This window comes from Leptolyngbya sp. KIOST-1, assembly GCF_000763385.1.
GTDB lineage: Bacteria > Cyanobacteriota > Cyanobacteriia > Phormidesmidales > Phormidesmidaceae > Nodosilinea.
The window spans coordinates 3,438,214-3,464,795 of record NZ_JQFA01000002.1 but is presented as its reverse complement, the minus strand read 5'-3'; the positions used below and the strand labels follow the sequence as shown (position 1 = coordinate 3,464,795).

The following is a 26,582-nucleotide window of genomic DNA, read 5'->3' as shown; positions in this document are numbered from 1 at the left end:
GACATCTAATCTTGTTGAGTGGAGAACTGGCGGGCACCGATCGCCGCCAACACCCCAGCCACCACAATTAAAATCGGAATCGAGTACCAGGGAAACTCCGCCAGGGGCTGGTAGGCGGCTGCCCGCAGGCCCACGGTGGTATAGGTGAGGGGCAACAGGTAGACAATCACCTTCAGCGCCACGGGCAGGGTGGACGGATCAAAGAAAGTGCCGCCCAAAAACGACATTGGCACGATCAAAAAGTTGTTGAACAGGCCCACGCTCTCCAGGGACTTCACGTTTAGCCCCACGATTACCCCCAAGCCCGCGAACACGGCGCAGTTGAGTACTACCAGCAGCAAAAACAGCGGGTTGATGAAGCTCCAAAACCGCCCGGTGAAAATAATCGCCACCAGAATGACCGACCCGGCCGTCATCAGGCCGCGCACAATGCCCGCCAGCATTTTGCCCAGGTGCAGGGCCAGGGGGTGCACCGGGTAGAGCAGCATTTCTTCAAAGGTTTTGGTGAACAGGCGATCGCCGCAGATTGAAAACGTGGTGCCGCCAAAGCTGATTACCATCGACGACAGGGCCACCATACCCGGCAGGATAAACTCCAGGTAGGTGTCCCCTGCCGGGGGCGTGGTCACCTGGTCGATGGCGCTGCCCAGTCCCAGGCCAAAGGCCAAGATGTAGATCAGCGGCGACACCAGCCCCGAAGCCGCCACCTGGGGAATGCGAACCCGCAGATCGAGCCAGTCGCCCCAAAACACCGTGAACATGTCGGCCCAGAGGGTGCGGAGAGGCAGCGAGGCGATCTGCTTCTGGCCGGGACGAGAGAGTGTGTTGGTCAAGGGGCGGCTCCTGCAATGTTTCTTAATAGCCTGTCTCTAGCTTACGCCCTGACTAGTCCCAAAGAAAGCGATCGCAGGGTATAGAAGCGGCAACTGTATATATCCGTTGCGTTAAAGACACGAAAAGTTAGACAAGCTTGTGGGCTGATCCCTGGCTTTCTAGCATGGAAGTATGCGGCAGATTGGCGCGTTTGTAGTCCAAAGACGCGCCCGATCGCTGGCTGTTTGACCCACTACGGCAAGTCAACGGCGGCGATCGGATCGGTCGCCAACCCTGTGTGAGTACTCCTTTGAGGTGGCAACATGGTAGCTACGTCTGTGGTTCAGCAGTCTTCTGGACAGCGCGATCAGCAGCTGGTGCTTTGGTTAGATGAGCTGCGGCTGGAGGATGTGCCAATTGTGGGCGGCAAAAATGCCTCCCTGGGCGAAATGATTCAACAGCTGACCCCCCGGGGCATTCGGGTGCCGGGGGGCTTTGCCACCACCTCCCATGCCTACCGCCACTTCATTGAGAAAACCGGCCTCGATGCGCAGCTCCGGGAGGTGCTGAGCGGTTTCGACATCAACGATGTGACCGAACTGCGGCGGCGGGGCCGCAAGGCGCGATCGCTGATTCTCAACGCCACGTTTCCAGAGGATCTCAAAACCGCCATTCTCGACGCCTACCACCACATGTGCGAAACGGCGGGCCAGAACCTCGGTTTTGGCGATGAGTCTTGCCTGGCGGGCAACGCCCACACCGAAGTGGATGTAGCCGTGCGCTCCAGCGCTACCGCCGAAGACCTGCCCGACGCCAGCTTTGCTGGGCAGCAGGAAACCTACCTGAATGTCTACGGCGACCAGGCGGTGCTGATTGCCTGCAAGAAATGCTATGCGTCGCTGTTTACCGATCGCGCCATTTCCTACCGCACCACAAAGCACTTTGACCACTTCGAAGTAGCGCTGTCGGTGTGCATTCAGCGCATGGTGCGATCGGATTTGGCCACCTCCGGGGTGATGTTCTCCATCGACACCGAGACGGGCTTTGAGAACGCTGTGCTGATCACCGCCGCCTATGGCCTGGGCGAGAATGTGGTGCAGGGCAGCGTCAACCCCGACGAGTACGTGGTGTTTAAACCCACCCTCCAGAGCGGTCATGCGCCCATTTTGAGCAAGCGGCTGGGCACCAAGGCCCTGCGGATGGTCTACGACACCAGCGGCACCGAGCTGACCAAAAACGAGCCCGTGCCCCTGAGCGACCAGGGCCGCTTTGCGATCGATGACAACGACATTCTGCAACTGGCCCGCTGGGCCTGCACCATCGAAGACCACTACACCCAGCTGCGGGGCACCAAAAGCCCCATGGACATCGAGTGGGCCAAGGACGGCCTGACGGGGGAGCTGTTTATTGTCCAGGCCCGACCCGAGACGGTGCAGTCGCAGAAATCGCAGACCGAGCTGCGATCGTACATTCTGGAGGTACCCGAGGGCGTAGACCCCGTCGCCAGAGGCCGCGCCGTGGGCGACCTGATCGGCCAGGGCAGCGCCTGTGTGATTCTCGATGTCAACCAGATTGCCCAGTTCCGGCCTGGCGAAGTGCTGATTACCAGCCGCACCGACCCCGACTGGGAGCCCATCATGAAGCAGGCCAGCGCGATCGTCACGGACCAGGGGGGGCGCACCTGCCACGCCGCCATCATTGCGCGGGAGCTGGGTATTCCGGCGATCGTCGGCTGCGACAACGCCACCCAGCGGCTCACGACGGGCGAACCCGTCACCGTCACCTGTGCCGAAGGCGAAGAGGGGCTGATCTACCGGGGTGAAATTCCCTACCGGGTGGAAACCACCCAGATTGACAGCCTGCCCGAAACCCGCACCAAAATTATGATGAACGTGGGCAACCCCGAGCTGGCCTTTACCCTGGCCGCCCTGCCCAGCGATGGCGTAGGTCTGGCCCGGCTGGAGTTTATCATCGCCAACCACATTCAGGTACATCCCCTGGCTCTGCTCAATTTTGAGCAGCTGCCCGACGGGGCCGAGAAGCGCCAAATTGCCCAGCTCACCGCCCTCTACGACCACAAGCCCAACTATTTCGTCGACAAGCTGGCCCAGGGGGTAGGCACCCTGGCTGCCGCCTTCTATCCCAAACCCGTCGTCGTGCGCCTGTCAGACTTCAAGAGCAACGAGTATGCCCACCTGCTGGGGGGCAGCACCTTTGAACCCGCCGAAGAAAACCCCATGATCGGCTGGCGCGGAGCCTCGCGCTACTACGACGATCGCTACCGCGACGGCTTTGCCCTGGAATGCCAGGCGCTGAAGCGAGTGCGCGACGACATGGGCCTGACCAACGTGATTTTGATGGTACCCTTCTGCCGCACCCCCGACGAGGGCCGCCGGGTGCTGGAGGAGATGGCCCAACACGGCCTGGTGCGCGGTGAGAACGGGCTCCAGGTCTACGTCATGTGCGAACTGCCCAACAACGTAGTGCTGGCGGACGAGTTTAGCCAGGTGTTCGACGGGTTCTCCATTGGCTCCAACGACCTCACCCAGCTCACCCTGGGGCTGGACCGCGACTCGGCCCTGGTGGCCCACCTGTTTGACGAGCGCAGTACCGGCGTTAAGCGGATGGTGCAGATGGCCATTCAAACCGCCCGGGAAAACCACCGCAAAATCGGCATCTGTGGCCAGGGGCCGAGCGACTACCCCGAGTTTGCCCGCTTCCTGGTGGAACAGGGCATTGACTCCATTAGCCTCAACCCCGACACGGTGATCAAAACGCGGCTGGAAATTGCCGATATGGAAAACCAGATGGGATGACGATTGGCAAGCTTCCAGGGGTCTTGAGCCCCTGGAAGCCCACTGGTCTGGGTGGAAAAGCCTACAGGCCGCTGTTGCCCAGGGACAGGGGGGAAAATAAGACTGGTACTGCCTGGCAGAAATATTGCCACCGTTGTTGAGGGAGTCAGGTCTCGGGTGTCAGGTGTCAGGAACGGTTGGCTGACTTATGCCTCAGGGTACTAGGGATGCCATGGTAGCTTGGCCATTACTCAATTAGGGTGGCAATCCACCAGGTGGTGCCGCCGGGGTCGCTCACCCCACCGCGTTTGTCGTCGTCATCCTTTTGGCTGGGCACCTGCACCGAGGTGGCCCCCCAGGCCAGGGCGCTCTGATAGGTGGCGTCCACGTCGGGCACGTAAATGTGGACATGGGCGGGGCGGGCGGGCCAGCCCTCAGCCTGATCCCCCAGCATGATCACGCTGTCGTCGAGGCGCACTTCGGCGTGGATCACCTGGCCCTGGGCGTCGGTGAAGCGGCGCAGTTCGGTGGCCCCAAAGACCTCGGTGAGAAATTGGATGGTGCGATCGGCTCCATTTACTACCAGGTAGGGCGATACGGAGGAATAGCTGGGGGGTTTGTAGGAAGAGGCCATGGCGATCGCTAGTGAAGAACTCGGCCAAATACGGTCAACGGCTCTAGGCCAGCGGGAGAGACATGTGCGGCCCATCCTCTCCCTAGCGCCCATAATAGTACAAAAAAACTACTCAATCAAGTTGATAGGGGCAATGATCAAGGCCTAGGACGGTACCTTGGGCTCGCTGCTAAGAGCCGGCCTGGCCATTTCCCTATAGTCCTCCAACCCCGATCGCTCGGCAAACTCAGCGATTTCTACCCCAAAGGCGCTCTCATATTCCACAACTTGGTCGGCCATGGTTGGCCAGACAGTACCGCCGTTCTGCCCATAGTAGTCCAGCAGCACCTCCAGCGAATCGCGGCCAAAGACCCGGTAGTGGGCGGCAAAGTCTGGAGCCGGATCGTCTACTCGGGCCTCGGTCCAGTCGATCAACCCGGTGACCTGGGCCTGGTCGTTTACCAGAGTGTGGCCGGGGTGCAGATCGCCGTGGATAAGCACCGTGCACTCGGGCCAGAGGGCATCGTTATCCAGCCAGCGCTGCCAGCGGTGCCAGAGCTGCGGGTTCACCGGGTAATCGGCCTTCACCCTGGCGATGCGATCGGCCCAGGTGGTTCTGATCGTGGCGATGGAGGGATTGTCTAACCCGGCTTCAGCCAAGGTCTGGGGCTCAATAGTATGAAGTGCTGCCAGAGCTTGCCCCAGGGATAGAAGGTAGGCGTCGGGCAAATTTTGGGCGTCAATTGCCCAGCGATAGGCCTGCTGCTCTAGGTCAATGGTGGCGGCGGGTTTGCCCCGAAGCAGGGGGTAGGCAATCAGCTCGGGGGTGTGAATCTGCCAGTCGGGCACCTGTACGGGCAGGTGGGGCCGCACCAGGGCGAGAACGGTCTGCTCCCTATGAGCAGAGGCCAGCACATCGGGCCGCCGAGGAATTCGCAGCAGCCAGGGGGCGTTGGCGTGGGTGTGGGCGATCGCCACCTGAAAATCTAGCCCCGACTCATTGAGTTTTAGCGTGTCTGAATTTAGGACTAAGCCGTGGCGGCGGGCCAGGGCCAGAATGGCGGCGGGCGTAAAAGACATAGGACGTTTAATAGCAATTTTAGGTTTAAGATGTATCCCCCAGAGTTGGCTAAATCTTGTTTCCAAAGGAATTCATTTCTCAGTCAAAAGGGGGAGGATCGGTTTCACCTAAACCCATAAGTTGAAGCCGTAGTTTCTCTGGAGATAGGTCACATGGATTTGCTGACCTGGGCGATCATTGCAGCCGTAATTGCGATTATCGCTGGAGCCCTGGGGTTCAGTGGTGTGGCTAGGGGAGCCGCCACCATTGCCCGTCTTCTGTTTGGCGTTTTCCTGGTGATAGCGCTGATCCTGTTTGTGATGGTAGTTTTAGGGGTGGGGCTTGCCACCTAAGGAGTCTGACTTCGTTTGAATTATGCGCCAGAACTGCCTGGGTTGATTGAATTATTCCAGTCCCATGTCTGGCTGGAGCTGCCAATGCAGTTGATTACCCAGCTAGGGTCAGAAGTGTTCTTTCTGATGTTTGTGTCCCTGCTCTACTGGTGTGTGAACGCCCGACTCGGGATTCAGGTTGCCCTGCTGTTGTTGCTCAGTACCAGCATCAATAGCGCACTGAAGCTCGCTTTTGCCACCCCCCGCCCCTACTGGTTCAAGTCTCCCGCCGAAGTAAGGGCCATTGAGGTTTCGTTTGGCTTGCCCTCTGCCCACGCTCAAAATGCCGTGGTGGTTTGGGGGCTTATTTCTCAGCAACGACGGCATCCCCTGATCAAAATCGGGGCATTGCTGCTGATCTTTCTCATTGGTCTATCCCGAATTTATTTAGATGTTCACTTTGTCATTGATGTCCTGACCGGATGGTTGGCAGGGGCTGTGGTACTTTTCCTGTTCAACCGGTGGGTTCAACCGATGGCGCAATGGTTTTTGTGCTATCCATTGGCGCTTCAGATGGCGATCGCCCTCCTGTCTTCCCTGGCCCTATTACTGCCCAGTATTGCGATCGCGGAGTTGCGAGATATGGGCCAATTTCCTTTGCCCTGGCTGGAAACGCTGCAACAAATTAACCCAGAAGCTACCCCACCTCCCTTTTCCCTGGAAATGCCGGTTTCCGTTGCAGGCACCTGGTTGGGGCTGGCTGTGGGCCTAATCTGGCTCGCCCAGCGACAACCCTGGCAGCCAACAGGTACTTGGCAAACTCGAATTATTCAGTACCTGATTGGCATCGTTGTTGCGGTTGCTCTTTGGGCTGGCTTAGCTGCCGTATTTCCCTCAGGAAGAACACCCATTGCCTACGGCTTGCGCTATGGGCGGTACGCCCTGGTGGGTGGATGGATCGGGGCTGGTGCTCCTACGGTCTTTCGATGGATGAGGAGGATTTGAATGCCCTGGTTACTTAGCCCTAGTTCCAACTTATTTTGTGTCAGCTTTCTTGGGCAACGGCCTTCTGCCATTCAACGATGAGGCAATCAGCAGATTGCGCACCCAGTTATTGTGATAGCCTCCAGGGGCAGCAGGAGGGCATGCTCGACCCCGCCCCCTGGCTGCGGCGCAGTGCCCAGACCTACGAAAAAGCCCTCCAGGGCGGCCAGCAGGGAATTCCCGCCGACACCCTAGGGCGCATTTCCGGCAACCTGGGCACCGTCTACGGGCTGCTGGCCAATCTGGAGGATCCGGTGCCCTGTCTCGAAAAGGCAGTGGCGGCCTACCAAACCGCCCTGGAGCACAGTCCGGCGGCACAGTCGCCCATCGACTACGCCAACCTGCAAAACAGCCTGGGGGCAATTCACTGGCGGCTGGCCCAGCACCAGGACCCCCGGCACCACCTACCCCTGGCGATCGCGGCCTATAGCGAGGCCCTGGCCCACCGCACCGCCGCCGCAGCCCCCCTGGAATACGCCATGATCCAGAACAACCTGGGCATTGCCTACTGGAGCCTGGCCCAGCACCAGCAGCCCATGGTTTTGCTCGAACGGGCGATCGCCGCCTACCGGGCAGCACTCCAGTACCGCACCGCCCCCGCCGCCCCCGCCGGCTGTGCCGCCACTGCCAACAACCTGGGCACCGCCTACTGGGACCTGGCCCAGCAGGTAGAAGCCTCCGGTAAACGGCAGCCCCTTGTTGCCAAAGACGAGGCCGATCCTGCCGACAGCGAGGGCCAAGCCTCCGAAAAGCAGGAGGACCGCCGCCTGAACGCCCTGCAGCAGGCCGCAGTGGCGCGGGCGGTATCGCTGTAGCCGCTTGAGGGCCAACCCTCCCGCAAATAGGCCGACTCCGCCCGCCGCCAGGCCGCCGCCAATTGCAACCTGGGGCGACACCCATTCGGTTAGTTCGGGAGGCAGGTAGGCCAGCACCGGGTTGACCGCTGGCGGACTGCTGGGGTCAAACTTCTGGACAATTTGGTTGACGCCGATCAGCGTGCCCTGGCCAATATTGCCCTGCCTGAACTGGGGCAGCATGGCGTCGTCTACGATGGCCTGGGCGACCCGGTCGTAGCTGCGATCGTAGCCCATGCCCAGCTCGATGCGGACCTGGCGATCGCCGGGGGCCACCAGCAGCAAAATGCCGTCGTTGCGTCCGGCATCGCCAATCCCCCAGGTATTGAACAGGTTGGTGGCAAAGGGTTCGAGGGCGGCATCGCCCGTGCCGTAGTCGTAGATCGAGTTTACCGTCAGCAGCACCGCGTGGACTCCAGTGCGACGGCGAAACTGGTCTAGCTGAGCCCTGGCCAAGCTCTTTTCGCCGTCGCTGAGCACCTGGCCATAGTCGTTGACATAGGCATCTAAAAAAGCAGGATAAGCCGCCTGGGCTGGACCCGCGAGCGCAAGCAGCAACAGGGCGATCGCGCTCACTAGCCCCAGTAGCCAATAGCGCGATGCCTGCGGTTCCACGCTTCCGTCGTTGCTTGGCCATCGGGTTGGCCTCCTGAGCGCTTTCCCTCTATTTTACTCGACACAAACTCGGGGGGAACTAGACTTAGCCTTCTTGCCTTCAACAATACTGGTGCCAAAGTTATCTTGCAGCGGGGTAATCGCAATTAGCTCGAAGCCTGCCGCTGCGTACAGTTCTCGCCACTGCTCCTCCGTTCGTTCGTTCCCGCCGCCAAAAACGATCATATTCACATCCAGAAACTTAGCGGGTGTCCCCTGGGTATCGCCCAGGGGGGGAAGCACCGCATCGACACACAGTAAACGGCCATCGCCTGTCATGCTTTGCCGACAGTTTTTGAGGATCTGAAGGCATTGGGCATCGTCCCAATCGTGCATGATGTGCTTGAGGATGTAGACATCGGCTTCAGGCACGGCCCGGAACATATCGCCACCGACAAATTTCACCCTTTGGGTAATCGTCTCGTCCTGCCCTTGCATGTTTTGCTGGGCGATGGAAATCAGCTCCGGCAGGTCGAGAACCACCGCTTGCAGGTGTGGGTATTGCTTGAGGAGGGCGATCGCCAGATGCCCCGCACCCCCGCCCACATCCACCACTGTTTTGGCCTGGGAAAAGTCGCAATGGCCCAGCACGCCCCGCATAGAGTTGAGGCTGTTGGCTTTCATAGCGGCGGCAAAGTCGGCCATTTCCCTGGGGTTGGACAGGCAGTACTCCCAATAGTTCATGCCAAACCGGGCGATCGGCTGCGATTGTCCGGTTCTCAGGGCATTCTCCAGTCCCCCCCAGAGCTGCCACCAACTGGCTCCAAAAACCTCCGTCAGCTTCTTGAGGGACATGGGGGAATCACTGGTTAATACCTCCGAGAGGGGAGTGATGCCAAACCGTCCGTCTGCACTCTCGCTGAACAGTCCAATGCTGGCACAGGCCCTCAGCACCCGTTCTAAAAATTCCGGTTTGGCATCAACGCCCAGGTTTTGGGTCAATGCCTGAACCGATTGTGGGCCGTGGTCTTTGAGGCGATCGGGTACATCCAGTCGGGTCAGAGTCGAAATGGCCTGGGACACCCATGCACCCATCACCATTTGCATGACGATATCTGCGGGTTGGGGCGATGCTGTGGCGGCAGATTGAGTTTGACTAACCATATTTCCTCCTTTTTACGATGAATTTGTAGAATTCTGGATACCCCAAATCCAAGGCATCAAGCTTGCTCCAACGGTTCAACTGGAATGGCATCGATCGGCAATTCAAAGGCGATAAACAGCACACAGGGGTCCCCTGCCGCACAGAAGCCTGCGTGGGGCAATTCTGCCGGGCCATAAATGTAGTTGCCCGGTGCGATTTGCATGGGTTCCTGGTCCGCAAAGGTCAGTTGCAGATTGCCCGATACCAGGGTCATGCGTTCGGCTGAGGTGTGATAGTGGAGTGGTAAGGCAGAATTGGGCGGCACCCTGAAGAAAATATCTGAGTTGTTCTCAGCCGGATCACCCTGAAGCACCGCCAATTCACAGCCCGTTGGAAAGAAATCGGGACAGGCTCCCCACTCTAACTGCGGATCATTGACGGCCCAGAGAATTGGCCTTGCTGGCGCAACAGCTAAAGCACAGGCGGCAATAACGGCTAGGGCCACAAATGACAGGACCACAGCCTTAACCCATCGTTTGACAAAAAAGCGTGTCGATAACATGGCTCTATTTCCAAAATCAACAAGATGTGGCAATCAACTTTCTTCACCACCCACCACAGTCACGGTGCCGCCAGAGCGCGTGATCTTAGCAGGCTTGACGTTAAATCGATATTGCGAAAAGCGCACATCTCGGAGTTCGAGACCATTCAATGCAGCATTAACAGCTTTGTCAAGTTCTTCCTTATTAACAGACATGGCTAATTTTCTCGTAAATGAATAATGAAAATTGAAATTTGTGCTCAGAGACAGCAATACTGTTTGTAAATTGAACAGATTCAACTGAACAATTACAGCAACGAGACCGTCCTCTTAAAAGAATATTCTCGAAAAATTGCCTTGGCCATTATCAAAGCTGTTTGTTCACCTCCTCTCCAGTGCGGCTAAATGGAATCAGCATCGGCACTTGCCGACGGTACTCTGCATAGTCTTCGCCATGGAGCCTGACGAGATCGCGCTCTTCCAGTTGAATGGCGGTCAAAATATAAAGGCTGGTGACAACGGCAAACACCAGATGGGCAGCCGTCATCGTCGGTGTTGCCCAGAAGGCAATGAAAAAACCGACATAGAGCGGATGGCGAACGTATTTGTAAGGGCCAGGGGTGACAAATTCAGGCGGTGTATACTCCTTTTTCCGCAGATAAGAGTACACCTGGCGCAAGCCAAACAAATCAAAATGATCGATTAAGAAAGTGCTGGCAAATACGGTCAACCAGCCCATCCCAAACAAGCCATAGAGCACCTGGCGCGCAAGGGGATTGTCCACATGCCAGATCGTGATACTGAGCGGTTGCCAGAAGTAAAAGAGGGTCAGTAAGCAAAGGCTGGAAAACAGAACGTAGGTGCTGCGTTCAATCGGCCTGGGCACGATACGAGTCCACCGAGATTTGAATTCTTGGCGGGCCATGCCGCTGTGTTGTAAGCCAAAGAAGCCGAGCAGGCCAATATCTACAATAATTGCCTGACTCAGGGAGTTAACGGGATCAGAGTCAATTGACTTCGGCACGAACAGATTGCCGACAAACCCGATCGCGTACAGAATTGTGACAAAAAAGACTCCGTAACAAACCAGACCATAGATAAATGCCAGAACTCTAAACCATTTTCTGGGCCGTTTGTTTTGGGCGGGTGTTTCTGGTGCTTGAGTGACCATTCGTTTTCCTCCCTGAATTTTTCCGGTGACCTCTGACAATCTTTATAGAGATGGGAGATCATCTTCTGGATTACCTTCACCACGAAGGATCAGGATTGACTGAAGTCTAGTTCAAGCATCGTAGCGCTATAGGCTCTGTACAGTCTTGAAAAAAATTGACCTCCTGACGGCGTTTTCGCTCCGGTAGTAGTCGGGAGAGCCACAGAGCGAACGCCTCCGCCTAGCCAGCGGAATTCTAGGGATACGTACCAGGAAAAATGGGCAAAAAAATCGGGCCTGGCTGAATTGAGAAATGAGTTTGGCTAGAGGAAAACGGGACAAACGACCGTTTGTCTCTACGAGAAGCATTGACTTTTTTTAAGTCATCCCTATATTTAGCAAAGCCAAAAATGGGGATTGGCGAAGTTATGCAGGAATGACGATCAGGGCGATCGCCAGCAGATACCCGGCCAGGGTCGGCCATATCGTCAGGGTCATGCCGAAGGCTCGCCCCTTTGCCCCCCGCTGGTCGCGGCGGTAGCCCCTCAAGAAAAGCAGCCGCCCCACCCCAAACAGCACCACCGCCGTCACAATCAGCGACAGCCAGGGACCGCTGAGCAGAGTAGCCAGGGCCAGGTAGGCTCCTACCGCCAGCACCGCTTGCTCCAGAGTATTTTGCAGAAAGGCCACCGAAACGGCAATCTTGCCACTGGGGGGACCAGAAGCGGCTCCCCCAACATCTTCGACGGATTTGCGCCGTCCAGCGGACACCATCATCACCCCGATCAGCACCCACAGCAGCGCAAACACACTGGCCTGCAAAGCGAAGGCTAGCCGATTCATCAGCAGTGTGGGGAACTCAAACACCCGAGGCAAGGTGACATAGCCGATCGCAAAACAGAAGGCGCAGAGCAGCAGCGACAGGGTTCCGGCTTGCCGAATGGACTGCTCTTCCTGGTGCAGATTGACTGGCGCGTTAGATTGCTGGGACATGGGTTTTCTCCTGGGTGAGTCTCCTGTCTGCGACTGGCCTGCAATGAGATCGGGGCTCAGGTAACGGTTGAATCAAGCGAATCAAGGAATTCCAGTCCGGGTAGGCAGAAGTTTTTATCAGGATTTTCCGTTCGCCCGAGGGGCAGATCAATAGCGATCGCCATTGTCACCACCTTCACCATCAGTCACAAGTTATCGATCAAAATCTCCACCCAAATCGCCTGGAATCCCAGGCTCTCCTGGCAGGCCAGGAAAGTCAGCTTCCGCAGCTTTAGCTTTCTGAAAAGCGGTGGGCAAACAGCCGCAGAAAGTATGAAACTCTCGCGTGAGGTGGCTCTGGTCACTGTACCCGCACGCTAGCGCAATCTCGCTAAGGGTGTGGTCATGGGAAGTCCTGAGCAGTTTGTAAGCCTGGGTAAATCGCATTTGGCGGGCCGCTGCCTTGGGGGTTATCCCCGTTTGCTCCTGAAAGCGCTTGATAAAGTAGCGATCGCTCCAGCCAATCGTTCGCGCCAACTGTCGGATCAAGATACAACCGCCTCGGGCCGCCAGTTGATCCCACGCCCAGCAAATCTCGGAACGAACGCGGTACTTAGAAGTTTTGAATTTTTCTTGCAGTAGTCGATCGACTACTGCAAACCGTTGTTGCCAGGACGATTGTTCACTCAGTTGTTCCATATACAGATTAACATCGCCCCAAATGTCCTCCAGGGCAACGACGTCTTGAACAAACTCAGTCGCTGCACCTTGAAACAGTCGATAAGCGGCCCAGGGGGGCAACGCGATCGCAATGCAATATCGCTCCCCGTTGTGCTCCCTCAACAGGGGCTGGGCATCCAGTCCAGCCACAAAGGATTGATTGACTTCAGAATTGATATCAGAGTCAATCTGGCGAATGCTCATATCAGCGCCAAATCCCAAAACAAGCATTACCCGGGCACTCGGTGCTTGTAAACGGCGCACTGGTTGGTCTGCATTTTGGTAGTAGCCACTGTAAAAACCAATCGAAGACCGCAAGCCAGGCGTTGGCACGCCGGTAACATATTCCCAGCCAGGAACATGTGAATGGGTCAAAACGTTTGGCTCTTTACTTCTAAGCATCGGTCAGGGAAATGCCGAGTGCATCTTCAAATTTAGCGAACCGTACAACGGCTAATAGGGTCACCCTAATGTTTTGAGGAAGAAGAATCAACCAATGACAACACTCTTAACGATCGGATTAATGCTTTCCGAATAAAAAAACACGCTCAGTCACTTAGCCACAGCAGCCTGTGATAACAGTTTGGCCATCGCATAGTTGCAATTGCCCACTCCTGGGAATGAGGGCTGTATAAGCGATCGCAAGCACAAGAGATTGAGTCGATTAATCAGCATTAAATTGCCAAGCAGGTATTGCAATCTAAACTCATCCTCGTATTTTTCAATAAGCCAGTTCAAACACCAGCTTGTTGAGAAAACCGGGATTACTTCGACGACTCACAAGCGCAGAAAGTCTCCTTCTTTTTTCAAACCGAATTTGGTATACGTTTGTTCTGCCAGCCTCCAAGCAACCTACAATCCGCATCCAGATATGACGTATTCTGCCAATCCTCAGGCTTGGAATAACCTGATCCAGCCCTTACCAGCGGCCCGAGGCTCCACCCCCCGAGGAGCGCCCGCCGCCCGATCTGCCCCCGCTGGGAGGATCCCGGCGAGGTAATGTACGGGTACTGCGGCGATTGCGATCGCAGAACTGACACACTTCGTGGACCTCCGCTGTACCGGTACGGTGCTCGGTTGCGGCAACCAGGGTGCGGCTGGTCACGGTCATGGTCCGGTGACGGCAGCCAGGGCATTTTTGGTAGCCCGAGAACAGGTTGCCGTAGGAAAGCACATCGTGGTGCCCGCAGCTGCGGCAAAGCCAGACGTCGTAGTCCACCGACTGGAGCGATTCTTCCTTGCGCTGGCCACGGCTGAGGTAGCGATCGTCCGCCTGCTCGTCCAGGCGCTGGAGGGCGACGCGGCACTTGGGGCAGTGGCGCGGGCGGTATCGCTGTAGCCGCTTGAGGGCCAACCCTCCCGCAAATAGGCCGACTCCGCCCGCCGCCAGGCCGCCGCCAATTGCAACCTGGGGCGACACCCATTCGGTTAGTTCGGGAGGCAGGTAGGCCAGCACCGGGTTGACCGCTGGCGGACTGCTGGGGTCAAACTTCTGGACAATTTGGTTGACGCCGATCAGCGTGCCCTGGCCAATATTGCCCTGCCTGAACTGGGGCAGCATGGCGTCGTCTACGATGGCCTGGGCGACCCGGTCGTAGCTGCGATCGTAGCCCATGCCCAGCTCGATGCGGACCTGGCGATCGCCGGGGGCCACCAGCAGCAAAATGCCGTCGTTGCGTCCGGCATCGCCAATCCCCCAGGTATTGAACAGGTTGGTGGCAAAGGGTTCGAGGGCGGCATCGCCCGTGCCGTAGTCGTAGATCGAGTTTACCGTCAGCAGCACCGCGTGGACTCCAGTGCGACGGCGAAACTGGTCTAGCTGAGCCCTGGCCAAGCTCTTTTCGCCGTCGCTGAGCACCTGGCCATAGTCGTTGACATAGGCATCTAAAAAAGCAGGATAAGCCGCCTGGGCTGGACCCGCGAGCGCAAGCAGCAACAGGGCGATCGCGCTCACTAGCCCCAGTAGCCAATAGCGCGATCGCCCTGGCCCCACTCTCCAAAGCGATCGGTCAGTGACAGACTTGATCCACATACCAGGATACTCAGCGAACGACTGGTTCAAGCATTCCCCAGCCAGCGCAGTCTGCCTCCCGGCTCGGTTCCTTTCCGCTGGGGATGGGGCTATGGTGGAGATAGATGCCCGCTGTCTCCCATGCTGCAAATCACGCCCCGCACCGCTATTCCCCTCAGCGAAATCGAGCTGAGCGCCGTTCGCTCCCAGGGGGCGGGGGGCCAAAACGTGAACAAGGTGGCCACCGCCATTCACCTGCGCTTTGACATTCACGCCTCCTCCCTGTCGCCGCTCTACAAAGAGCGCCTGCTGGCCCTCAACGACAGCCGCATCACCCAGGACGGCGTGATTGTGATCAAGGCTCAGCAGCACCGCACCCAGGAGCAAAACAAAGACGACGCCCTCAACCGCCTCAAGACGCTAATTCAGAGCGTCACCGTAACCCCCAAAAAGCGCAAACCCACCAAACCCTCCAAAAGCGCCCAGAAAAAGCGCCTTGACAGCAAAACCAAACGCAGCCAGCTCAAAGCCCAGCGGGGCAACCTGCGAGATTAGCTAACTCAAAGCTGCAAAAAGCCTCGTCTTTGACCCTGGAGTATTGGATAGGGCACAGAAATTGGGGGCATTCGTTCAGAATAGGGTATAAAACCAAAAAAAGGCGGATAGCATTTTCGCTATCCGCCTTTCTAGCTAGCCAGAGCAAAGCCGTGGGCTAAGTGGCCCAGTTAGTTCGAGCCAGGCTCAGAGAACTCGGCATCGATGACATCGTCACCGCCACCGGAGCTATCGCCGGGGGTAGCATCGGGACCGGGAGCGGCACCGGCATCGCCACCCGCCTGCTGGTACAGGTTGCTGCTGATGCTGTACAGGGTCTGCTGTAGCTCGCCCGTGAGGGTTTTGATGGTGCCAAAGTCCTCGGCGGCGATCGCATCGCGAAGAGACTTGATCTGTCCCTCGGCCTTCTCCTTGTCGGCGGCGGGCACCTTGTCGCCCATGTCGCTCAGCTGCTTCTCGGCCTGGTAGGCCAGCGAGTCAGCCTGGTTCTTGAGGTCGATGTTCTCACGCCGCTCTTTGTCGGCGGCGGCGTTGGCTTCGGCATCCTTCACCATGCGCTCGACTTCGTTGTCGTCCAGGGTAGAGGCCCCAGAGATGGTGATGGTCTGCTCTTTACCGGTGCCCTTGTCCTTGGCGGTGACATTGAGAATGCCGTTGGCATCGATGTCGAAGATCACCTCGATCTGGGGCACACCGCGGGGCGCGGCCGGAATGCCAGAGAGCTGGAAGGTTCCCAGGCTCTTGTTGTCGCTAGCCATCTCGCGCTCGCCCTGGAGCACCTTGATCTCCACGTTGGTCTGGCCATCCTGGGCAGTCGAGAACACCTCCGACTTCTTGGTGGGAATGGTGGTGTTGCGGGGGATGAGCTTGGTCATCACGCCGCCCAGGGTTTCCACACCCAGGGACAGGGGGGTGACATCCAGCAGCAGAATGTCCTTCACCTCACCGGCCAGCACACCGCCCTGAATGGCGGCACCCACCGCAACCACCTCGTCGGGGTTGACGGTTTCGTTGGGCTCTTTGTCGAGGGTGCGCTTCACCACATCCTTAATGGCGGGAATGCGGGTAGAGCCGCCCACCAGCACCACCTCGTCGATGGCGGTCTTGGCGATCTTGGCATCCTTCAGCGCCTGCTCCACCGGAATCCGGCAGCGATCGATCAGATCGGCGCAGAGTTCTTCGAACTTGGCCCGGGTCAGGGTCATTTCCAGGTGCTTGGGGCCGTCCTGGGTGGCAGTGATAAAGGGCAGGTTGACTTCGGCCTGGGTAACACTGGACAGCTCAATTTTGGCTTTCTCAGCGGCCTCGGTCAGGCGCTGGAGGGCCTGCTTGTCTTTGCGCAGGTCGATGCCTTCCAGCTTCTGGAACTCACCGGCCAGGTAGTCCACAATCTTTTTGTCGAAGTCATCGCCGCCCAGGTGGGTGTCGCCAGAGGTGGCCAGCACTTCAAACACGCCGTCGCCGACTTCGAGAATGGAGACGTCGAAGGTACCGCCGCCGAGGTCAAATACCAGAATGGTTTCGTTGCTCTTGCGGTCTAGCCCATAGGCCAGCGAGGCCGCCGTAGGCTCGTTGATGATCCGCAGCACTTCTAGACCGGCAATTTTGCCCGCGTCCTTGGTGGCCTGGCGCTGGGAGTCGTTGAAGTAGGCGGGCACGGTGATCACCGCCTGGGTGACCTTTTCGCCCAGGTACTTACCGGCATCGTCGGCCAGCTTGCGCAGCACCTGCGCTGAAATTTCTTCGGGGGAAAACTGCTGACCCGCCTGGGGACAGTCAATCTTGACGTTGTTGCCCACGTTCAGCACTTTGTAGGCCACTTCGGTGGACTCGGTGCCCACTTCGTCGTAGCGACGGCCAATGAAGCGCTTGACCGAATAAAAGGTGTTTTCGGTGTTCATCACCGCCTGGCGCTTGGCGATCTGACCAACGAGGCGATCGCCGTTTTTGGCATAGGCCACCACCGAGGGCGTGGTGCGAAAGCCTTCAGCGTTGGCGATTACGGTGGGTTTGCCCCCTTCCATAACCGCGACCACAGAGTTGGTCGTTCCCAAGTCAATTCCAACTACTTTACCCATAGGTTTTTTCTTTACTCCGGCTTGACAGCTATATCTATAGTGCTGGCAAAGCCCCTTTCCCTGAAGGAGGGGATACCGAACCGTCGAAGGCGGGGTAGGGGTGGGTGGGTGGGCGGGTGGGTGAGTGGGCGGGGGGATGGGTGGGGGGTAGATGGGTGAAAGGGTGGGGGGTAGATGGGTGAAAGGGTGGAGGTGCTTCGCAGCAGCCAAGCCCTGGGAAACACGGACGGCGTTACGTATGCCCTGCGCGAGTGCCAGGATAGGGCCCGTTCAGGCTCCGCCCAGCGGCTAGTCCAACCATGGGCTTTTCGGAGGCTACAGGAGTCGCCCCAGGTTGTGTTCGCCCAGCGTGGTGAGGCGCAGGTTGGCGATCGCTCGTCCATACACCACAATTGATCCCTGGTCGGCCAGTCGCTCCAGCAGGCGCTGGCGATCGTACACCGGCACCCGGCGATGGATCCGTTCAGGGTGAATTCTGCCGCTCAGGCAGGATTTGAGAATCAGCCGCTCGTCGGGGGTGACGGGCCACACCGACAGATGGAGGCCAAGCAGGGTTTTGCCCGTGAGGCTGAGACCAAACTGGGCAATTTCGAAATCGTAGTCAAGCCAGCCCCTGGCTTGCAGTTGTTGGCATGCGTAAGTACGCTTACGGAGCGAACTTTTGACCGCCACGGGCAGCGCCGACAGGGTGGTGCAGGTGCCGCCAGCAGCCTGGAGCTGACCGAGAATGTCCCGTTCGAGAGGGGTTGGGGGATTCGGCAGAGGCTGGGGGGCGGTCATGGGGGCGGCCATGGTTCTGTTGTCCTGAAACGGTTGGCCCAAGGGTGAAGTGTAATGAATAGAGTTGGTTGGAACTAGGACTTGACCAGGCTAATGCTGGCAGGGGTGAGTAGCCTGGGTTTACGGTGCGCGGTTCAAACTTGCCTGCAACCGTAAACCGTGTATCCCTAACCTGTGCCCTCTGGCCTGGCAACTCGCTAGTTCATAATAACTAGTTTTACCGTGCCGCCTGCATCTTACTTACTGTGACCGCTGCTGTGTCTTTGAATTCTCAAACCTACCTGGGGCATAACCAGGAAGCCTATCAGGAGCTGCGCCTGGCCCTTCAGCTCAACCTGCGACGGCAGCTGCTGATTGCGGTGTGTGACGATGTGGCCTTGCAGGAGCAGTTGGCCCAACGACTGGAGGCTAACTTTAGCCCCTTGCCCGAGACAGTACCCCTGTCCCCAGAGGTGCGGGCGCGGCAGTTTACCCTGGTGACGCTGCGGCTGGGCGGCGATCGCCCCGATCTGGTGCGGGAGGTGCTGCTGTGGCTGAAGCAGCAGCGCCGCCTCCAGGACAGCCTGCCCAGCGCCCCCGTGTTCCAAATTGTGGGCATCGATCGGCTTACGGGCCAGTCGCCCACGGTGCAAAATCGGTTTCTGGCCTCGCTGATTCGCGTCGATGCGCTGCTCACCCAGCTCGAATGCCGACTGGTGGTGTGGGTGCCGCGCCCCTGGCTGGGCAAAATTCGCCAGTCGGTACCGAGGTTCTGGCGATCGCGCAGCGGCCTGTTTGAGTTTGTGGGAGAGCCCAGACCGCAGTCGGCTGCCCCGGCTCCAGCCCAGTTCGATGCGCCCCCAGCCCAGACGGCCCCGCCCCAGACGGCCCCGCCCCAGACCGGGCCGGCCCAGACCAGTGCGGCCCCCCAGCCCCCCCTCTGGCAGGTGCTGCGCGACGACCTGGCAACCTTTGAGCAGTCTCCCGAGCCTGGGGGGGTCACGTCGTCGCCGTTGCCCCCGGTGGCGGCGGCCCCAGAAAACGCCGCTGCCCCCACCCAACCGCCTGCGCCGCCTCAGCCCCCCGTCGATTTGCCCGCGCTCATGGACCGGGCAGCGGCCAACGTGTTCGATCGCCCCCAGTCGGCTCCCCCGAGCTATACCGTCCTGGCACCCGGTGCCGATCAGGGCCTATTTTCCAGCGTCATTTTGCCGCCTGTGGGGGCTACCGCCGCTGAGACCCTGGCGGCGCTCCAGCTGGCCGAGCCGGTCTCGCCCCCGCCTGCCCCGGCCCGGCCCGGCCCAACCGCTGAGGCCGAGGCCACTGGCGCCGACAGGGAACGGGACACCCTGCAACTGCCTCCCGACCTGGCCCAGGATGCTGAATTGGTAAACCTGTGGCGCTACGTTCAGGGGCTGATTGACCAGCAGGCCGGGCCATTGACCCTGGCGCGGGCCTACCTGGCCCTGGGGCAGCGATCGCGCGATCGCCTCACGGTGGAGGCCCCGAGCGCCAGCCTGGTGGACTTTGCCATGGCCCTGTACGATCGCGCGATCGTGGGCCTCACCCCAGGCAGCACCGACTGGTGCGACGCCCTCAACGACCTGGCCAGCCTCTACTGGCTCCAGGGGCAGCAGGAGGGCATGCTCGACCCCGCCCCCTGGCTGCGGCGCAGTGCCCAGACCTACGAAAAAGCCCTCCAGGGCGGCCAGCAGGGAATTCCCGCCGACACCCTAGGGCGCATTTCCGGCAACCTGGGCACCGTCTACGGGCTGCTGGCCAATCTGGAGGATCCGGTGCCCTGTCTCGAAAAGGCAGTGGCGGCCTACCAAACCGCCCTGGAGCACAGTCCGGCGGCACAGTCGCCCATCGACTACGCCAACCTGCAAAACAGCCTGGGGGCAATTCACTGGCGGCTGGCCCAGCACCAGGACCCCCGGCACCACCTACCCCTGGCGATCGCGGCCTATAGCGAGGCCCTGGCCCACCGCACCGCCGCCGCAGCCCCCCTGGAATACGCCATGATCCAGAACAACCTGGGCATTGCCTACTGGAGCCTGGCCCAGCACCAGCAGCCCATGGTTTTGCTCGAACGGGCGATCGCCGCCTACCGGGCAGCACTCCAGTACCGCACCGCCCCCGCCGCCCCCGCCGGCTGTGCCGCCACTGCCAACAACCTGGGCACCGCCTACTGGGACCTGGCCCAGCAGGTAGAAGCCTCCGGTAAACGGCAGCCCCTTGTTGCCAAAGACGAGGCCGATCCTGCCGACAGCGAGGGCCAAGCCTCCGAAAAGCAGGAGGACCGCCGCCTGAACGCCCTGCAGCAGGCCGTAGCTGCCTACGAAATGGCCCTGGTCGCCGCCGAAACCGCCCTGCAAGAGTCGCCCACCGCCGCCCTGGGGTTTGACCTGTGGGCCACCTGCCACAGTGCCGGCGTCGTCCACGACCAGCTGGCCCAGGCTCTGCCCAGCGCCGAAACGGAAGCCCGCCAGCACCACCTGGATGCGGCCCTGCGCTACTACCTGCTGGCCTACGAAGGCTGGCGCGACAGCCCGCCCCAGCTGGAGGTGCTGATCACGGCGATGGTATACAACGCCCACCTGACCTACGACCTGTTTGGGATTGCGGGGCAGCAGGCGGTGCTCTCGCAGCTGCCGGGGGAGTTGTTGCCTCAGGTGTTGCGGCGGCTGTAGGGGAGGTGGGTGAGTGGGAGGGTGGGAGAGTGATACCAATTGACCATGCCGCTGACGCGGCACCCCCAACGATGAAAACCTTAGGGTGCATCCGCGCAGCGATGCACCATTGCCAGGGCTATTTTCAGAGCAAATCCAAATCGCTTCACCCCGATTCCAAACAGGAGGATTGCGTAGGGGCATAGGCGAAGCCAAGCCAGAGGCTTTACGGTGTTTGCCCAGCCCAACCGGGGGCAGCCCAGGCGGATTCAGTATAAGAGGGTGGTGGCAAGGGCGTCAGCTCAGAATCTAAAATACAAAATCCAAAATCATTAAGAACCGTCGCGCCTGGCTTCTCAAGGGCAAACCCGTGCATAACAATGGGAAACGTACTTAACGGTTTGCAACATCCCGCCAGAGCATTGCTTTCGTGGGGCTGAAGGAAAGACTATGGCCTACTACTGGTTCAAAGCGTTTCACATTATTGGGGTGGTGGTCTGGTTCGCCGGGCTGTTTTACCTGGTGCGCCTGTTTATCTACCACGTGGAGGCCGAAGCGGAGCCAGAACCGGCCCGGGGCATTCTTAAAAAGCAGTACACCATCATGGAGAAGCGCCTCTACAACATCATCACCACCCCTGGCATGGTGGTGACGGTAGCAATGGCGGTGGGGCTGCTGGTGCAGATGCCTGAGTACCTCAAGGACGGCTGGATGCACGCCAAGCTCGGCCTGGTGGCCCTGCTGCTGGTGTACCACCACTACTGTGGTCGCCTGATGCGGCAGCTGCACCGGGGCGAGTGTGGGTGGTCGAGTCAGCAGCTGCGGGCGCTCAACGAAGCCCCAACTCTGCTGCTGGTGGCGATCGTCATGCTGGTGATCTTTAAGAACAGCTTTCCCACTGGGGTGACAACCTGGCTGATGGTGGGGCTGGTGGTGTTTATGGCGGCAACCATTCAGCTCTACGCCCGCAAGCGGCGGTTAGATAAAGAAAAAGAAGCCCTGGGTGCGGCCCCAGAACCCCAGGCCCTGCAAAATTCCTGACGGTGTTAATTGTCCCTAGTCCAGACCCACACCAGCTGGTCGCTAACGCAATCGGGGTCAATGAGGGAGAGCTATGAGCAGATGGGAGCACTGGCTGTTGCCAGGCATATTGGCCGCTGTCGGAGTTCCTTTTTTGATCGCTGGGGGCGTCATCCGGATGGTGTTGCCCCAGACCATCGCCAGTCATGCCCAGGAGGTGGCCCGCCTGCGGGTGGCCACCGCTGAGACCCTCAACGAGCGGGGGGTACGGGTGCTGTTGGAAGGCTGGGTGAGCAATCGCACCCCGCCCAGCGATCGCCCCCCCCTGGTGGCCTACAACGAGTACCACCAGGTGCGCCGCGAGGGCGAGTTGGAGTGGGATCGGGTGCGCAGCTACACTCCCATCCTCTGGGTGGAGATCCCCGGCGGCGTGGTGGAAATTGAAGTGGGGTACACCCTGCGCTCTACGCGGTCGCGGGTGGAGGAGGGCCGCGCCCGCCGCTACGACGGGTTTCAGGTGGACGATCCGGTGCTGGTGCTGGGCACCCTGACCAGGGCTGGTGACAGGCCCATCGTCAGCGAGGCCCAGATCGGCTTTGAAACCAAGCTGAGCTACCTGGAGTCCCTCGATCGCGAGCAGTTGACGGCGCGCTGGCTGGGGCTGCTGTTTCTGGTGTTGGGCACGGTGCTGACCCTGGGGGCGGTGATCACGGCCTACCTGGTGTGGCGGGGCCGGCTGAACCTGTTCGTCGATGGCTAGCCGCGCAGAGGCGCTGGGGCGATGGTCAGAGACCGGCCCCCAGGGCCATCGCGGCTAAACTACACCGAAGTTTTATGGGGATAGCGCCCGATTGGTGCCACATTGGGCCGTAGCACCTGATCACCCCAAGGCCACCCATGCTCAATCTGGAGATGCTGCGATCGCAACCGCCCATCGACAATCGGCGGCTGACGTTGGCCGCAAACCTGACCACCTTTCCCGAAGAGATTCTCGATCTGGCCGACAGCCTGGAAATTCTCGATCTCTCCCACAACGCTCTCACCACCCTGCCCGACAGCTTTGCCAGGCTCCAGAATCTGCGGATTGTCTTTTTCAACAACAACCGCTTTGAGCGGGTGCCCGAGGTACTGGCCCAGTGCCCCAACCTCTCGATGATTGGGTTTAAGGCCAACCGGATTGCCACGGTGCCCGCCGAGGCGCTACCGCCCAAGACCCGCTGGCTGATTCTGACCGACAACCGCCTGCGATCGCTGCCCGAGGCGATCGGCCACCTGCCCCACCTGCAAAAGCTGATGCTGGCAGGCAACCGACTCCACGCCCTGCCCGAAACCCTGACCAACTGCCAAAACCTGGAGCTGATTCGAATTGCCGCCAACCAACTCGACCAGCTGCCGCCGTGGTTGGTCAGGCTGCCGCGCCTCAGCTGGCTGGCCTACGCCGGCAACCCGTTTTGCCGGGGGGGTACTCCAGTTCATCCAGACCCCCTACCGACGATTCCCTGGCGCGACCTCAGCCTGGAAGAGGTGCTGGGCCAGGGGGCGTCGGGAGTGATTTCACGGGGGCTGTGGCGACAGCCCCAGGGCCAACAGCCGGTGGCGGTCAAGCTGTTTAAGGGAGCCATCACCAGCGACGGCCTGCCCGAGGACGAACTGCGGGCCTGCATTGCGGCGGGCACACACCCGCACCTGATTGCCCCCCTGGGCCAGGTGGCCCAGCATCCCGACCACAAGCAGGGCCTGGTGCTGCCCCTGGTGCCGCCTAGCTACCGGGTGCTGGGCGGCCCGCCCAGCCTGGAGAGCTGTACCCGCGATACCTACCCGGACGACACCGAGTTTTCGCTGACCGCTACCCTGACCATTGCCCGGGGGGTGGCCGCCGCCGCCGCCCACCTGCACGATCGCGGCATTCTCCACGGCGACCTGTACCCCCACAACACCCTGGTCAATCCAGCGGGAGAGGCCCGCCTCAGCGACTTTGGGGCGGCCAGCTTCTACGACCCCGCCAGTGCCCACGCCCCGGCCCTGGAGCGCCTGGAGGTAAGAGCCTTTGGCTGTCTGCTGGAGGACTTGTGCGATCGCACCCCCGCTCCCCCGGCCACCCTGCGCCAGATCCAGGCCGCCTGCCTACAGCCCGACGTTCTGGCCCGCCCCAGCTTTAAGGACATTTTGGCAGCGCTTAGGGCGTTCTAACCCGCCGCTAGGAATTGAATCAAACATCTGCCCTGGCGGGCATAGATAAGCAGGGATAGTGTTTGCCAAGGCCTGAATGGGTATTCTCAAGCCCAGGGCTAGGAAGCGTTGGCTCAGGTTGAGAGGCAGAGGGGACTAGCCCAGTGGGGTTGCACGGCTAGCAGGGGTGCAAGTTTTGAGCAATTTGAATGCCGCTGGCGATGGCCAGACCTACAGTAACCTGACCGCTCAGGTGTTTTTGGCCTACGCGACCGCAGACTGGCCCGATGGCGAACCGCTAGAGCAGCCAGTCGCTCAAGCCGCAGTACGGCCAGGGGCTGCTGCCGTTCAGGCCTTGCGCCAGTTGCTCAGCGAGGCCCAGATCACCTGCTGGGAGTACCCCCAGGTCTACTCCATCGCCCTGCACCCCGAGGTGGCCATATCCCGTGCTGTGGAGTCCTGCGACAACTATCTGCTGGTCCTTACTCCTCACTCCCTGACCGATGCGCTCTGTCTACAGGGGTTGCTGTTTGCCCTCAGCCTCAACAAGCGAATTGTGCCGGTGCTAGCCAAAACAGTCCCCGCCGAGCACCTGCCAGAGCCGCTGCAAACCTTAGACACCATCGACCTGCGTACCGGCGTGCCCCCTCTGGCAGACACCGCTAGTGGCCAACAGCTGCTGCAAACCCTGCACCACGAGGCCAACTACCACCGCGCCCACACTCAGCTTCTGGTCAAAGCGCTCCAGTGGGAGCGGCTGAGTCGCGACTCAGCGCTGCTCCTGCAGGGAGAAGACCTGACAGGTTTTCAGCACTGGCTAGTTGAGGCCAACCAGCGATCGCGCTACCAACCCCTGCGGCTACAGACTCTGTATGTCGCTGAAAGCGCCTGCAACGGGGGCGATCGCACCAATGGCATCCGCCAGGGGATAGGCTGGATCCAGCGCTGGCTAGCCTAGCTCCCTAGCTCGACGCGCTGGTGTAAAACCGCAGGGCAAAGCGCCAAAAGCGGTTCGCTACCACCAGCAGCACCAGGGCCAGCAGGGTCGAGGCCAGCAACCAGCCGCGTCCGCCCTGGCCTAGCATGGTCTGGGCGGGCACCGTGGTGAGAAACGCCACCGGCACCACAAAGGTAAAGAACACCCGATAGGCCACCGGGTAGGCCGCGATCGGGAACCGACCGGCCTCCAGCAGCCCCCGCAGCACCTCGGTGACGTTGTAGATTTTGACAAACCAGATGCTGGTGGCCCCCAGCATAAACCACAGGCTGTAGAGGGTGACCGCCCCTAGGGCCAGGGGTAAAATCGCCAGCCCGTAGTCGGCCCAGCCCAGCCCCAGGCGACTGCCGCCATAGCCGATCATCACCAGGCCGAAGATCACGTCGGGTAGCCCCCAGGGCGAAATAATTCGGGTCGAGAGCCAGAACTGCGAGCTGATCGGCTTGAGCAGCACAAAGTCGAGGGTGCCCTGCTGCACCTGGTTGACGATTTTGTTCAGGTTAGGGATCAGCACCATAGCCGAGAACCCCTGCAGCACGGTGAACAGGCCCAGCACCAGCAGCGCCGCCTCCCAGCTCCAGCCCTCGAACTCGTAGCCGGTGCGGTAGAACAAAAACAGGCCAAACAGACTGCCCGCCAGCCCGCCCAGGCTGATCAGCGCGGTGACCAAAAAATTGAGTCGATACTCCAGCTCAGCGGCGATCGCCGTGCTCCAGAACAACCTCAGCACCTTGAAGTAGCGTTCCATCAGGCCCCCATCCCTGAGTACTGCCGCAGCCCCCGCCGCCATAGCCAGCGATTCAGCCCCCAAAACAGTGCCGACCACAGCACCATGGCCATAAATCCTCGCGCCACATGCTCTGGCCGATCGATCAACAGGCTGGCCGGAAAGTAAATCAGGTAGGGGAAGGGCGTCCACAGCACCACCTCGCGCACCGCGTCGGGAAACAGCGACAGCGGGGCCACCATGCCCGACAGAAAGGTGTAGAGCAAAAACCAGAACTGCTCCAGGGCGCTGGCCCGCTCCGTCCAGAAGGCGGCCAGGGCAAAGGTGTACTGCATGAGAAATCGCAGGCAAAAGGCCAGCGCGATCGCCAGCAGCCCCAGCAGCAGGTTGTCGAGCCGGGGCCACCAGGCGGCGTAGGGGTAGAGCAGCAAAAACAGCCCCACCAGCAAAAAGGCAAAGGGTAGCCGAGCAAACCGCTCCGAAACGTGGCTAAAGAAATGCCGCCAGGCCGGGTCCACGGGCTGCAACAGGTAGGGCGAAAGTCGCCCCTCCACCACCTCGCGCTCAAACTCCCAGATCACCCAGACCACGGTGAACTGGCGCACCAAAAACACCGCCAAGAAGTACCGCACCAGATCCGTCGGACTGAGGTCGAACTGGTCGCCCTGGGCCGCCTCTACCCACAGCCCCATCAAAATCAGCGGAAACGTGCCCGAGAGCACCCAAAACACCAGCTCTGCCCGGTACTCCACCATGTAGGCATAGTACACCGACAGCATGACCCGGGAGATTTTAAGCGCTCGTTTCAGCATAGGGAGTTTCTCAACTGGCTTAGGGCGTGTCATCAATTGTGGCTAAAAGCTTGGCATAGCCATCGCCAGAACCGTGAGGACATGACCGATACTCCTGAAGCGATGGCTATACGCCATTGCGCCGCCCCAGTTCTCAACCGAAGCCGAGGC

The 26,582-nt window shown here is 59.9% G+C and carries 24 protein-coding genes and 1 pseudogene; 10 read left to right on the top strand and 15 right to left on the bottom strand.

What is annotated here, in order from left to right:
* Nucleotides 1–5: 5 nt before the first annotated feature.
* The gene (locus NF78_RS15295; RefSeq protein WP_052050528.1) at nt 6–833 is read right to left on the bottom strand and encodes an ABC transporter permease; all 828 of its coding nucleotides are present in this window, start codon (nt 831–833) and stop codon (nt 6–8) included.
* A gap of 303 nt (nt 834–1,136) precedes the next feature.
* On the opposite strand from NF78_RS15295, the gene ppsA reads away from it, so the two are divergent.
* Nucleotides 1,137–3,629 (top strand): phosphoenolpyruvate synthase, encoded by a 2,493-nt coding sequence (gene ppsA / locus NF78_RS15290; protein ID WP_035987668.1) that lies wholly within the window; start codon nt 1,137–1,139, stop codon nt 3,627–3,629.
* Nucleotides 3,630–3,855: 226 nt separating this feature from the next.
* Here the strand turns inward: ppsA and NF78_RS15285 are convergent, their stop codons facing one another.
* Both NF78_RS15285 and NF78_RS15280 read right to left on the bottom strand, forming a co-directional pair.
* Nucleotides 3,856–4,242, bottom strand: coding sequence for a VOC family protein (locus tag NF78_RS15285; RefSeq protein WP_035987665.1), 387 nt, complete (start codon nt 4,240–4,242; stop codon nt 3,856–3,858).
* 144 nt (nt 4,243–4,386) lie between these two features.
* A complete protein-coding gene (locus tag NF78_RS15280) occupies nt 4,387–5,301 on the bottom strand; it encodes a macrolide 2'-phosphotransferase (RefSeq protein ID WP_035987662.1) in 915 nt (304 codons plus the stop codon).
* A 153-nt stretch (nt 5,302–5,454) separates the two neighbouring features.
* On the opposite strand from NF78_RS15280, the gene NF78_RS15275 reads away from it, so the two are divergent.
* From NF78_RS15275 to NF78_RS32995, 3 genes are all read left to right on the top strand, one after another.
* Nucleotides 5,455–5,634, top strand: coding sequence for a DUF1328 family protein (locus NF78_RS15275; RefSeq protein WP_035987660.1), 180 nt, complete (start codon nt 5,455–5,457; stop codon nt 5,632–5,634).
* A gap of 84 nt (nt 5,635–5,718) precedes the next feature.
* Nucleotides 5,719–6,618, top strand: coding sequence for a phosphatase PAP2 family protein (locus NF78_RS15270; RefSeq protein ID WP_035987657.1), 900 nt, complete (start codon nt 5,719–5,721; stop codon nt 6,616–6,618).
* A 140-nt stretch (nt 6,619–6,758) separates the two neighbouring features.
* Nucleotides 6,759–7,472, top strand: a complete 714-nt coding sequence (locus NF78_RS32995) for a tetratricopeptide repeat protein (RefSeq protein ID WP_035987654.1) — start codon at nt 6,759–6,761, stop codon at nt 7,470–7,472.
* 213 nt (nt 7,473–7,685) lie between these two features.
* Here the strand turns inward: NF78_RS32995 and NF78_RS33520 are convergent.
* From NF78_RS33520 to NF78_RS15230, 8 genes and pseudogenes are all read right to left on the bottom strand, one after another.
* Nucleotides 7,686–7,991: pseudogene (locus NF78_RS33520) on the bottom strand (TPM domain-containing protein); the annotation flags it as partial.
* 189 nt (nt 7,992–8,180) lie between these two features.
* Nucleotides 8,181–9,269 (bottom strand): methyltransferase, encoded by a 1,089-nt coding sequence (locus NF78_RS15255; protein ID WP_081972649.1) that lies wholly within the window; start codon nt 9,267–9,269, stop codon nt 8,181–8,183.
* A 56-nt stretch (nt 9,270–9,325) separates the two neighbouring features.
* Nucleotides 9,326–9,844, bottom strand: a complete 519-nt coding sequence (locus NF78_RS15250; RefSeq protein ID WP_197064850.1) for a cupin domain-containing protein — start codon at nt 9,842–9,844, stop codon at nt 9,326–9,328.
* Nucleotides 9,845–10,006 (bottom strand): hypothetical protein, encoded by a 162-nt coding sequence (locus NF78_RS31210; RefSeq protein ID WP_156119783.1) that lies wholly within the window; start codon nt 10,004–10,006, stop codon nt 9,845–9,847.
* Nucleotides 10,007–10,157: 151 nt separating this feature from the next.
* Nucleotides 10,158–10,961 carry a methanethiol S-methyltransferase gene (gene mddA / locus NF78_RS15245; protein ID WP_081972648.1) on the bottom strand — a complete coding sequence of 268 codons (804 nt, stop codon included), beginning with the start codon at nt 10,959–10,961 and terminating at the stop codon, nt 10,158–10,160.
* A 405-nt stretch (nt 10,962–11,366) separates the two neighbouring features.
* The gene (locus NF78_RS15240) at nt 11,367–11,933 is read right to left on the bottom strand and encodes an MAPEG family protein (protein WP_035987643.1); all 567 of its coding nucleotides are present in this window, start codon (nt 11,931–11,933) and stop codon (nt 11,367–11,369) included.
* A gap of 192 nt (nt 11,934–12,125) precedes the next feature.
* Complete coding sequence (locus NF78_RS28340) at nt 12,126–13,034, bottom strand: AraC family transcriptional regulator (protein WP_081972647.1); 909 nt, start codon at nt 13,032–13,034, stop codon at nt 12,126–12,128.
* Between the two features lie 517 nt (nt 13,035–13,551).
* Nucleotides 13,552–14,664, bottom strand: coding sequence for a TPM domain-containing protein (locus NF78_RS15230; RefSeq protein WP_081972646.1), 1,113 nt, complete (start codon nt 14,662–14,664; stop codon nt 13,552–13,554).
* 120 nt (nt 14,665–14,784) lie between these two features.
* Between NF78_RS15230 and arfB the strand changes: the two genes are divergently transcribed.
* Nucleotides 14,785–15,198, top strand: a complete 414-nt coding sequence (arfB, locus tag NF78_RS15225) for an alternative ribosome rescue aminoacyl-tRNA hydrolase ArfB (protein ID WP_035987641.1) — start codon at nt 14,785–14,787, stop codon at nt 15,196–15,198.
* Between the two features lie 170 nt (nt 15,199–15,368).
* Here arfB and dnaK read toward each other — a convergent pair whose 3' ends face one another.
* Entirely contained in the window at nt 15,369–17,276 is a 1,908-nt protein-coding gene (dnaK, locus tag NF78_RS15220) for a molecular chaperone DnaK (RefSeq protein WP_035987639.1), read from the bottom strand.
* Between the two features lie 315 nt (nt 17,277–17,591).
* Entirely contained in the window at nt 17,592–18,068 is a 477-nt protein-coding gene (locus tag NF78_RS15215) for a hypothetical protein (RefSeq protein WP_035987637.1), read from the bottom strand.
* A 245-nt stretch (nt 18,069–18,313) separates the two neighbouring features.
* On the opposite strand from NF78_RS15215, the gene NF78_RS15210 reads away from it, so the two are divergent.
* From NF78_RS15210 to NF78_RS15190, 5 genes are all read left to right on the top strand, one after another.
* Nucleotides 18,314–20,728, top strand: a complete 2,415-nt coding sequence (locus NF78_RS15210) for a tetratricopeptide repeat protein (protein ID WP_156119782.1) — start codon at nt 18,314–18,316, stop codon at nt 20,726–20,728.
* A 429-nt stretch (nt 20,729–21,157) separates the two neighbouring features.
* Nucleotides 21,158–21,748, top strand: a complete 591-nt coding sequence (hemJ, locus tag NF78_RS15205) for a protoporphyrinogen oxidase HemJ (RefSeq protein ID WP_035987633.1) — start codon at nt 21,158–21,160, stop codon at nt 21,746–21,748.
* A 73-nt stretch (nt 21,749–21,821) separates the two neighbouring features.
* Nucleotides 21,822–22,487, top strand: a complete 666-nt coding sequence (locus NF78_RS15200) for a hypothetical protein (protein ID WP_156119781.1) — start codon at nt 21,822–21,824, stop codon at nt 22,485–22,487.
* Between the two features lie 137 nt (nt 22,488–22,624).
* Nucleotides 22,625–23,917 (top strand): leucine-rich repeat-containing protein kinase family protein, encoded by a 1,293-nt coding sequence (locus NF78_RS15195; RefSeq protein WP_035987629.1) that lies wholly within the window; start codon nt 22,625–22,627, stop codon nt 23,915–23,917.
* Between the two features lie 175 nt (nt 23,918–24,092).
* Nucleotides 24,093–24,854 carry a toll/interleukin-1 receptor domain-containing protein gene (locus NF78_RS15190; protein WP_197064849.1) on the top strand — a complete coding sequence of 254 codons (762 nt, stop codon included), beginning with the start codon at nt 24,093–24,095 and terminating at the stop codon, nt 24,852–24,854.
* Between the two features lie 4 nt (nt 24,855–24,858).
* Here the strand turns inward: NF78_RS15190 and NF78_RS15185 are convergent, their stop codons facing one another.
* Both NF78_RS15185 and NF78_RS15180 read right to left on the bottom strand, forming a co-directional pair.
* A complete protein-coding gene (locus NF78_RS15185) occupies nt 24,859–25,719 on the bottom strand; it encodes an ABC transporter permease (protein ID WP_318655474.1) in 861 nt (286 codons plus the stop codon).
* The gene (locus tag NF78_RS15180) at nt 25,641–26,432 is read right to left on the bottom strand and encodes an ABC transporter permease (RefSeq protein WP_197064848.1); all 792 of its coding nucleotides are present in this window, start codon (nt 26,430–26,432) and stop codon (nt 25,641–25,643) included. The genes NF78_RS15185 and NF78_RS15180 overlap by 79 nt, the downstream gene beginning before the upstream one ends.
* Between the last annotated feature and the right edge of the window lie 150 nt (nt 26,433–26,582).

Coding starts and splice junctions, on each gene's coding strand:
- ppsA (WP_035987668.1), top strand. CDS start 1,137: ATGGTAGCTACGTCTGTGGTTCAGCAGTCTTCTGGACAGCGCGATCAG.
- NF78_RS15285 (WP_035987665.1), bottom strand. CDS start 4,242: ATGGCCTCTTCCTACAAACCCCCCAGCTATTCCTCCGTATCGCCCTAC.
- NF78_RS15280 (WP_035987662.1), bottom strand. CDS start 5,301: ATGTCTTTTACGCCCGCCGCCATTCTGGCCCTGGCCCGCCGCCACGGC.
- NF78_RS15275 (WP_035987660.1), top strand. CDS start 5,455: ATGGATTTGCTGACCTGGGCGATCATTGCAGCCGTAATTGCGATTATC.
- NF78_RS15270 (WP_035987657.1), top strand. CDS start 5,719: ATGCAGTTGATTACCCAGCTAGGGTCAGAAGTGTTCTTTCTGATGTTT.
- NF78_RS32995 (WP_035987654.1), top strand. CDS start 6,759: ATGCTCGACCCCGCCCCCTGGCTGCGGCGCAGTGCCCAGACCTACGAA.
- NF78_RS15255 (WP_081972649.1), bottom strand. CDS start 9,269: ATGGTTAGTCAAACTCAATCTGCCGCCACAGCATCGCCCCAACCCGCA.
- NF78_RS31210 (WP_156119783.1), bottom strand. CDS start 10,006: ATGTCTGTTAATAAGGAAGAACTTGACAAAGCTGTTAATGCTGCATTG.
- mddA (WP_081972648.1), bottom strand. CDS start 10,961: ATGGTCACTCAAGCACCAGAAACACCCGCCCAAAACAAACGGCCCAGA.
- NF78_RS15240 (WP_035987643.1), bottom strand. CDS start 11,933: ATGTCCCAGCAATCTAACGCGCCAGTCAATCTGCACCAGGAAGAGCAG.
- NF78_RS28340 (WP_081972647.1), bottom strand. CDS start 13,034: ATGCTTAGAAGTAAAGAGCCAAACGTTTTGACCCATTCACATGTTCCT.
- NF78_RS15230 (WP_081972646.1), bottom strand. CDS start 14,664: ATGTGGATCAAGTCTGTCACTGACCGATCGCTTTGGAGAGTGGGGCCA.
- arfB (WP_035987641.1), top strand. CDS start 14,785: ATGCTGCAAATCACGCCCCGCACCGCTATTCCCCTCAGCGAAATCGAG.
- dnaK (WP_035987639.1), bottom strand. CDS start 17,276: ATGGGTAAAGTAGTTGGAATTGACTTGGGAACGACCAACTCTGTGGTC.
- NF78_RS15215 (WP_035987637.1), bottom strand. CDS start 18,068: ATGGCCGCCCCCATGACCGCCCCCCAGCCTCTGCCGAATCCCCCAACC.
- hemJ (WP_035987633.1), top strand. CDS start 21,158: ATGGCCTACTACTGGTTCAAAGCGTTTCACATTATTGGGGTGGTGGTC.
- NF78_RS15200 (WP_156119781.1), top strand. CDS start 21,822: ATGAGCAGATGGGAGCACTGGCTGTTGCCAGGCATATTGGCCGCTGTC.
- NF78_RS15195 (WP_035987629.1), top strand. CDS start 22,625: ATGCTCAATCTGGAGATGCTGCGATCGCAACCGCCCATCGACAATCGG.
- NF78_RS15180 (WP_197064848.1), bottom strand. CDS start 26,432: ATGCTGAAACGAGCGCTTAAAATCTCCCGGGTCATGCTGTCGGTGTAC.